General features: G+C 47.1%; 1 protein-coding gene. It reads left to right on the top strand.

Going from position 1 to position 701, the window contains the following annotated elements; genetic code table 11:
- Nucleotides 1-701 (top strand): hypothetical protein (locus tag X939_RS23865; RefSeq protein ID WP_025765398.1); only part of this gene is annotated, 701 nt, incomplete at both ends.

Genomic DNA, 701 nt, shown 5'->3' with positions numbered 1-701 from the left:
ACGGTCAGTATTGCTCCCGGGGGCACCCATGCCGACGCAGCAGAAACACTTTATATAGGCCCTGGTACTTATCAGATCGATGGAACCTGGGAAATATATGCCAAAAATATCGTTATCGATCCGAATGCCATTATTCAAGGCACAGGCTCTATACAGATATATAATCCTTCTGTTGCCGGAGGTGCGGCCAGTATCACGAATGTGGACGGTAATAACCAAAGCAGCAGTATAGGTGTAGCGGTGGTATTAAATAATGCCAGCGGGATGCAGATAACGGAACTGCCTTTTCCTGCAGATCTGACGGCGGCAGGATTTTCAAATAATACTGCTGACAATACTTTATACCTAGGCACAGACCTGAACCTTGCCGTTGATGGGGCAGATGTTACCTTGGATGCTACTGTAAAGGGCGACCTCCGATTTGATTCGGATGCGACGATTAGTAATTATAGTGCTAATCGGATGGTTATTACCAATAATTCGACGGTAAGCCATATGGTCAAAGATGCATTTAGCTCTGGATCCTTCTTTTTTCCTGTAGGAATCGCTGATGGAGACTATACGCCGACTTCCCTTACTGGCGGGGGACCCTACCATGTAAGTGTTACCGACTATGCTGCTTCGGTAGCCTCTGTTCTTACTCCTGAGGAAGGCATGGACAGAACCTGGCATATATACGGCGCTACTGCTACGAGTATGAC

The organism is Dyadobacter tibetensis Y620-1 (assembly GCF_000566685.1).
GTDB classification, from domain to species: domain Bacteria; phylum Bacteroidota; class Bacteroidia; order Cytophagales; family Spirosomataceae; genus Dyadobacter; species Dyadobacter tibetensis.
Note: the sequence above shows the minus strand (reverse complement) of the source record. Positions and strands in the feature narration are given on the sequence as shown.